This window comes from Burkholderia singularis (assembly GCF_900176645.1).
Lineage (GTDB): Bacteria > Pseudomonadota > Gammaproteobacteria > Burkholderiales > Burkholderiaceae > Burkholderia > Burkholderia singularis.
In genome coordinates this window covers 1-2,313 of the sequence record NZ_FXAN01000031.1, presented here as the reverse complement: position 1 = coordinate 2,313, position 2,313 = coordinate 1, and the positions used below count along the sequence as shown (strand labels likewise).

The following is a 2,313-nucleotide window of genomic DNA, read 5'->3' as shown; positions in this document are numbered from 1 at the left end:
TGTCAGCGTCGGATAGATACTCCCCACTTTCGTCGAAGTAATTTTCCCCAGTTTTTTATCTGACGGTGCCGCGGTAGCGGCGCCGTCCTGTCGATCGCCGACCATATCCGCCCTGGAGATCCGTCGTGGGGGTGTCGGTGGTCGAGCTGGAGGAAGTGATGACGATTCTGGAATTGCATCGGCAAGGGCTGAGTATTTCGGCCATCGCCGCTCGACTGAGTATGGACCGCAAGACCGTTCGTAAATACATCAGGAATGGCGTTCAGGCGCCACGTTACGGTCCGCGCGCACCGCGACCGTGCGTGGTCGATCCGTTCGTCCACTACGTCACCGAACGTGTGCGCGAGTTTCCCGACCTGAGCGTCGAGCGACTGCTGCGCGAGATTCGGGCCATGGGGTACACCGGCGGCCGCACGGCGCTCGGCGACCTGGTTCGGGAGGTCCGCCCGCCCCGCCAACGTGGCTTCGAGGTGCGCTTCGAGACGCCTGCCGGGCATCAAGCGCAGGTGGATTTCGCCCACTTCAATGTCGAGTTCGGCGACGCGCCTGGCCAGCGACGCTCGATCTGGCTGTTCTCGATCGTGCTTGGGCACAGCCGCTATCTCTGGGGACGTTTCGTCGAGCATCAGGACCTGCAGACCGTCCTGCGCTGCCACATGGAAGCGTTCGAGCACCTCGGCGGCGCTCCGCATGAGATTCTGTACGACCGGATGAAGGCGGCCGTGCTCGGCGAAGTCGAGAAGCACATCGTCTACAACGCGAAGCTGGTCGCGTTTGCGCAGCACTACGGCTTCGCGCCGCGCGCCTGCAAGGCGTATCGCGCCAAGACCAAAGGCAAGGTCGAGCGGCCGTACCGCTATATCCGGCAGGACTTCTTCCTGGCGCGTCGCTTCCAGAATCTCGCCGACCTGAACCGACAGTTGCGCGAGTGGCTCGACACGGTGGCCAATGTGCGCGTGCATGGCACGACGCACCGCGTCGTCGCCCAGCACTTCGGTGAGGAGCGTCCCGCACTGCAGGCGTTGCCGGCCGGTGCCTTCAATGGCGTGATCCGGCTCGAGCGGCGCGTGAGTCACGAAGGCCTCGTCTCGGTCGGCGGCAACTACTACAGCGTGCCCGATCGTACACGCAAGCGCACGCTCGACATCCATAGTCTGGCTCACGAGATCCGCATCTACGAGGACGGTGAACTGCTGGCGGTTCATCCCGTGCTCGAAGGCCGGCGACGCACCTCGCTGTTGCCCGGTCATCGTCGCGCAAACCAGCGTAAGCAACCGGCACGGCACCCATCGCCATCGGTGACGGTAGCCGTAGCTCGCCGGCCTCTGTCGTTCTATGACCAGGTCGCAAGACGCCTCGCGGATGCTGGGAGGACCGCATGAACAGCATGCCCACCTCGACACTGGAACGCATCCGACGCTATCTCGTCGGCTTGCGCATGCCGCGTGCGCTCGAAACGCTGGACGCCACCCTGAATCGCTTCGAGCAAGGCGACAGCTCGATGCTGGAAGTATTGGAAACGCTGCTGGGCGAGGAGTTCACGACGCGCGAGACCCGCCGTATCCGAGTGGCGCTGCAGACCGCGCGGCTCGGCACGATCAAGACGCTGGCCGGCTACGACTTTAGCTTCCAGCCGAGCCTGGATCGCGATCGCATCATGGCGCTTGCGCAGCTCGAGTTCATCGAACGACGGCAGACCGTTCACTTCCTGGGGCCGCCCGGCACGGGCAAATCGCACCTGTCCATTGCGCTGGGCGTGGAAGCCGTACGCGCGGGCAAGAGCGTCTACTTCGGCTCGCTGGCCGAGATCGTGAACTCGATGGCCAAGGCCGAGCGGGAGGGCAACCTGGCGCAGCGCGTGCGCTTCCTTGCCCGTAACAGCCTGCTCATCGTCGACGAGATCGGCTACCTGCCCATCGGCTCCAACGGTGGCAACCTGTTCTTCCAGCTCGTCAACGCCTGCTACGAGCGCTGCGCGATCATCCTGACGTCCAATCGAAGCTTCGGCGAATGGGGTGAAGTGTTCGGCGACAGCGTGGTTGCCGCGGCGCTGCTCGACCGGCTGCTGCACCACGCGATCGTCGTGCAGATCGAGGGCACGTCGTATCGTCTGCGAGAACACGCCGATCTGCTGCCCGACCATCTGCGTAACCGACCGTCTTCCCTGAATCACGCGCCCGCTGAACCGGTTCGTCGGCGCCCGGGCCGTCCGCGAAGGAGCTCATCCGATCACATCGCCGGCTGATCACCGTCCGAACAGGGTGGGGGAATTTTACTTCGACACTTCTGGGGAAATTACGTCCGACGTTGACA

2 protein-coding genes are annotated in these 2,313 nt (G+C 63.9%); both read left to right on the top strand.

All coding sequences use genetic code 11. The features are described from left to right. The first annotated feature begins 125 nt into the window (after nt 1-125). Nucleotides 126-1,382 (top strand): IS21-like element ISBcen28 family transposase, encoded by a 1,257-nt coding sequence (gene istA / locus BSIN_RS02610; RefSeq protein WP_069223664.1) that lies wholly within the window; start codon nt 126-128, stop codon nt 1,380-1,382. Next, on the top strand, nt 1,379-2,245 hold the full coding sequence (gene istB, locus BSIN_RS02605) for an IS21-like element ISBcen28 family helper ATPase IstB (protein ID WP_069223663.1): 867 nt from the start codon (nt 1,379-1,381) through the stop codon (nt 2,243-2,245). The genes istA and istB overlap by 4 nt, the downstream gene beginning before the upstream one ends. The last annotated feature ends 68 nt before the right edge of the window (nt 2,246-2,313 follow it).